Raw genomic sequence first — 3647 nt, forward strand, 5'->3', positions numbered from 1 at the left:
ATCATGGTCGCGATGCTAATGCCCAGCCCCGGCACTCCGCAAGCGCGGGCGCATCACACGCACGCCCGGGCCGGACCGCGCGGCGCAGGCCGCGCGGTCCGGCCCGGGTGCGAAAGGCCGGGACTTAGGGCGCCGCGCCCCTGGTCGCCAGCAGGTCGCGAATTTCCGTCAGCAGGATTTCGCTGCGGGGCGGCGGGGGCGGTTCGGCCGGGGCTTCGGCCGGCTTGGCGGTCAGCTTGCCGACCAGCTTGACCACCCAGAAGATCGCGAAACCGACGATCACGAACTGGATCACCGCGTTCAGGAACAGGCCGACATTGATGGTCACGGCACCGGCCTTCTGCGCGTCGGCCAAGGTCGGCAGATGCGGCCCACGCAAGGTGACGAAGAAGTTGGTAAAGTCGATACCGCCGATCAGCAGGCCGATAAGGGGCGTGAACACGTCCTTGACCAGGCTGTTGACGATGGCGGTGAAGGCGGCGCCGATGATGATACCGACCGCCAGATCGACGACGTTCCCGCGCATCAGGAACGCCTTGAATTCGGAAACCCATCCCGGAGCGTGGATGGAGGGGGCCTTGCTTGCCATGGTTTCTCCTTTTTGCTCCACCTGACAGAGAGTTAATAGCAATCCGTCCGGCCGCCGGAAAACAGGAAATCCATCCGGGCCGCAACCCTGCCGCACGGCGTGGCGGGATTGCCGCACTGCCTGCCCCCGCCCCGGCACGGAATCCGGCACAGAACTGGCACGGAATAGGCGTTGATCCTGCGCCGGGGCTCGTCTATACGCCCACCGGATACGCCCCCGGTCGGCATCGGCGGGCCCAACATGAAGGTTTGACGATGAAATCCGGCATTCACCCCGACTACCACGACATCACCGTCATCATGACGGACGGCACCGAATACAAGACCCGCTCGTGCTACGGCACGCCGGGCGCGACCCTGCGCCTGGATATCGACCCGAAATCGCACCCGGCGTGGACGGGCGTGCAGCGCATGCTGGACACCGGGGGCCAGGTGGCGAAGTTCAACAAGAAATTCGGTGGTCTGGGACGCCGCACCAAAGCCTGACCCCGCAGGCGGGCGGCCCGTTCGCACGGGCCGCCCCGGTCAGTTTTTCGCCAGTCAGTCATCCGACAGGCCCCGCCCCCTTGAAACGGGGGGCGGGGCTTCTCACGTCAGGGCTACGGAAACGCCATCCGGGTTTCCGCCAGACAGGCCGCGGTCCGCTCGCCGAGGGACCGATCGGCGGCCTGCTGATACCGGACCTTGCCGTTGAGGAGGTTGACATGACGTATGATTTCGCGCCCCTGTTCCGGACGGCCATCGGCTTCGACCGGCTTGCGCGCCTTGTGGACAATGCCGCGCAGAACCCGGCAGCGTCGTCCTATCCACCCTATAACATCGAACGGCTGGGCGATGACAGCTACGTGCTGACGATGGCGGTAGCCGGGTTCGGCCCGGACGATATCGACCTGACCGTGCAGGACAACATGCTGATCGTGGCCGGGCGTGTCGCAGCCGCTTCATCCGCCGGGGAATGGCTGCATCGCGGCATCGCGAACCGTGCGTTCGAGCGGCGCTTCGTTCTGGCCGACCAGATCCTGGTCGAAAGCGCGGACCTGACGAACGGATTGCTGCGCATCGCCGTCAGGCGCGTGGTACCCGAGGCGCTGAAGCCGCGGCGCATCCCGGTCACGTCCAGCGTGGCGCGGGCGACCGTATCGCAGCCGGCGATATCCGAGCCCCCGGCGTCCGAATCCGTGGCGGCTGAATCCTTGGCGCCAGAGCATCAGGCCTCGGAACACCAAGCCCCAGAACATCAGGCCGAGGCGCCAGCGGCGAATGACGGCGGCGTGCCATCGTCGGGCCACGCCGCGTAACAGACCCGTCTCGGGCCCATGGGCGATGCCCGTGAACGATATCAGAGGGGTCGGGCCCAGGGTCCGGCCCCTTTTTTCTGCCCGATTTTTACCGCCTGACCGCGCCATCAGCCCTTGACCGCGCCCCCTGGCCGGGCCCATATCCTTGCCCAAGTCTTTGCGCGTCCGCAGGCACGCAAATGGCGCCCCGGCAAGGGGTGCCGGAATGGGAGGAGGGCCTGCGTGGCGCCACCCATTGCCGAGCTAGGACCCGTCATAATGAATGCACTGCCCCTGATGCCGAAGGCCACAGCCGTGTGGCTGATCGAGAAGACGGCGCTGACCTTCACCCAGATCGCGGAATTCTGCGGCATGCATCCGCTGGAAGTCCAGGCGATCGCCGATGGCGAAGTCGCGCAGGGTATCGTGGGTTATGACCCCGTCGCCAATCATCAGTTGCGGCAGGAAGACATCGTCCGTTGCGAGGCCGATCCCGAGAAGCGGCTGAAGCTGATGGCGTCCTCCAACCCGATCCATCGCCGCTCGAAGGGCGCGCGCTATACCCCCGTCGCCAAGCGCAATGACCGGCCGGACGCCATCGCCTTCATCCTGCGCAACTTTCCGCAATTGTCGGAACAGCAGATCGTCAAGCTGCTGGGCACCACCAAGGACACCATCGCCAAGGTGCGCGACCGGCAGCATTGGAACAGCGCGAACATCAAGCCGCGTGATCCGGTCATTCTGGGCCTGTGCAGCCAGACTGACCTGAATGCCATGATCCAGGCCGCCAACGAACGCCTGGCCCGCGAAGGCCACGCCGTTCCCGCACCGCTGGAGATCGACGAAGACGTCGCCTGACCTGATCGCTGGTCACCTGATCCCCAGTCACCTGATCGCTGGCGGCTTGAAATCCCGCGCGTTTCCGGGCCTGAAATCCTTTGGATTTCAGGCTGGAATTTCAAGCGTGGATGTCAAGCCGGGCGGGACAGGCGTTCGATCTCTTCCTTGATGCGCAGCTTCTCCAGCTTCAGCCGGCGCAGCACGCTACTGTTGGGGGAAGGTCGCCGGTCTTCATCGTAAATCCGGTCGTCGAGGCGGGCATGACGCAGTCGCAGACTGTGAATCCTGGCTTCGTGGGACATGAGACCTCCGGTGCCTGAAAAGACGATTTGGGCAGACTAAGCCCGACCGTCCGCGGCCGCACATGCTATGTTTGCAGGACTTGGCGAGGTGGTCATGCATCTCGCCATCCGGCGGGGAATCGATAGAATGTCCCGGCGACCACATGCTAGACGGACCCCATGCTGACAGACCGGGACACCATGCTGCGGAAACTGCACGAATTGCGCAGCGAGCACCGCGACCTTGATACCGTCATCAACCGCCTGGCACAGCATCCGATGGACCAGCTCCAGCTTCAGCGCCTGAAGAAACGCAAGCTGCTGCTGAAGGATGAGATCGCCTGGCTGGAGAGCCGCCTGATCCCCGACAGTATCGCCTGATTCGAACCCATTCCGCCGAAAGCCTGCCGTGTGAGCGACATGTCCCCTCCCCCTGAATCCCAGGCTCCATCCGAGCCCGCCTCCGCGGCCCTGGCCGCGCGCGTGGGCATCATCATGGGCAGCCAGTCCGACTGGGAGACCATGCGCCACGCGGCGACGGTGCTCGAAGCGCTGGATGTCGCGCATGAGGTCCGCATCGTCTCGGCCCATCGCACGCCCGACCGGCTGGCCGACTATGCGCGGGGCGCCGCGGGACGCGGCCTGTCTGTCATCATCGCCG

7 protein-coding genes are annotated in these 3647 nt (G+C 65.2%); 5 read left to right on the top strand and 2 right to left on the bottom strand.

The window, feature by feature from the left end:
* Window positions 1-124 precede the first annotated feature (124 nt).
* Window positions 125-589 (bottom strand): large-conductance mechanosensitive channel protein MscL, encoded by a 465-nt coding sequence (gene mscL, locus HUK84_RS12355; protein WP_176640561.1) that lies wholly within the window; start codon window positions 587-589, stop codon window positions 125-127.
* Window positions 590-843: 254 nt separating this feature from the next.
* Between mscL and rpmE the strand changes: the two genes are divergently transcribed.
* The 3 genes from rpmE (at window position 844) to HUK84_RS12370 (ending at window position 2723) form a co-directional block, all read left to right on the top strand.
* The gene (rpmE, locus tag HUK84_RS12360; RefSeq protein WP_176640562.1) at window positions 844-1074 is read left to right on the top strand and encodes a 50S ribosomal protein L31; all 231 of its coding nucleotides are present in this window, start codon (window positions 844-846) and stop codon (window positions 1072-1074) included.
* A gap of 218 nt (window positions 1075-1292) precedes the next feature.
* A complete protein-coding gene (locus tag HUK84_RS12365; protein ID WP_176640563.1) occupies window positions 1293-1886 on the top strand; it encodes an Hsp20 family protein in 594 nt (197 codons plus the stop codon).
* A 258-nt stretch (window positions 1887-2144) separates the two neighbouring features.
* On the top strand, window positions 2145-2723 hold the full coding sequence (locus tag HUK84_RS12370; RefSeq protein WP_176640564.1) for a DUF1013 domain-containing protein: 579 nt from the start codon (window positions 2145-2147) through the stop codon (window positions 2721-2723).
* Window positions 2724-2836: 113 nt separating this feature from the next.
* Here the strand turns inward: HUK84_RS12370 and HUK84_RS12375 are convergent, their stop codons facing one another.
* Window positions 2837-3007, bottom strand: coding sequence for a YdcH family protein (locus HUK84_RS12375; RefSeq protein WP_176640565.1), 171 nt, complete (start codon window positions 3005-3007; stop codon window positions 2837-2839).
* Window positions 3008-3166: 159 nt separating this feature from the next.
* Here HUK84_RS12375 and HUK84_RS12380 point away from each other — a divergent pair, with 159 nt between their 5' ends.
* Both HUK84_RS12380 and HUK84_RS12385 read left to right on the top strand, forming a co-directional pair.
* Window positions 3167-3367 (top strand): YdcH family protein, encoded by a 201-nt coding sequence (locus HUK84_RS12380; RefSeq protein WP_176640566.1) that lies wholly within the window; start codon window positions 3167-3169, stop codon window positions 3365-3367.
* 39 nt (window positions 3368-3406) lie between these two features.
* Window positions 3407-3647, top strand: a 241-nt coding sequence (locus tag HUK84_RS12385; protein WP_176640567.1) for an AIR carboxylase family protein, incomplete at its 3' end; no start/stop codon positions are given.

Origin of the sequence: Nguyenibacter vanlangensis, from assembly GCF_013376155.1 — a bacterium.
Classification (GTDB): Bacteria; Pseudomonadota; Alphaproteobacteria; order Acetobacterales; family Acetobacteraceae; genus Gluconacetobacter; species Gluconacetobacter vanlangensis.

What these genes read in the sequence shown, in the direction of transcription:
- mscL (WP_176640561.1), bottom strand. Translation starts at nt 589, where the DNA reads ATGGCAAGCAAGGCCCCCTCCATCCACGCTCCGGGATGGGTTTCCGAA.
- rpmE (WP_176640562.1), top strand. Translation starts at nt 844, where the DNA reads ATGAAATCCGGCATTCACCCCGACTACCACGACATCACCGTCATCATG.
- HUK84_RS12365 (WP_176640563.1), top strand. Translation starts at nt 1,293, where the DNA reads ATGACGTATGATTTCGCGCCCCTGTTCCGGACGGCCATCGGCTTCGAC.
- HUK84_RS12370 (WP_176640564.1), top strand. Translation starts at nt 2,145, where the DNA reads ATGAATGCACTGCCCCTGATGCCGAAGGCCACAGCCGTGTGGCTGATC.
- HUK84_RS12375 (WP_176640565.1), bottom strand. Translation starts at nt 3,007, where the DNA reads ATGTCCCACGAAGCCAGGATTCACAGTCTGCGACTGCGTCATGCCCGC.
- HUK84_RS12380 (WP_176640566.1), top strand. Translation starts at nt 3,167, where the DNA reads ATGCTGACAGACCGGGACACCATGCTGCGGAAACTGCACGAATTGCGC.